General features: G+C 34.9%; 1 protein-coding gene. It reads right to left on the bottom strand.

Annotation, left to right across the window (positions count from 1 at the left end; all coding sequences use genetic code 11):
* Positions 1 to 269 (bottom strand): hypothetical protein (locus SB679_RS24450; protein ID WP_410704861.1); only part of this gene is annotated, 269 nt, incomplete at both ends.

The raw sequence follows: 269 nt of genomic DNA on the forward strand, positions 1-269 counted from the left end.
GAATGTTCTTGTCGTTGGCATAGCACCAATCGAATACCCTCTTGACAAGTTAGCACCTTGTACCCCTGTTACTGAACCTCCTGTATATCCTGCTTCAGGATCTGCATAAGGCAAGTTTTTATGAATAATCCATAAGTTTCTACCAAATATTCCAAACTTCATTCCTTTAATAAAAGTATTAGCGTATAAACTTTTAGGAACATCAAAATATATTGCAGCTTCTCTCAACTTAATAAATGAAGCATCATATACAAATTGTTTCGCAGGAT

The sequence above is a fragment of the Chryseobacterium sp. SIMBA_029 genome, from assembly GCF_046535275.1.
Taxonomy (GTDB): domain Bacteria; phylum Bacteroidota; class Bacteroidia; order Flavobacteriales; family Weeksellaceae; genus Chryseobacterium.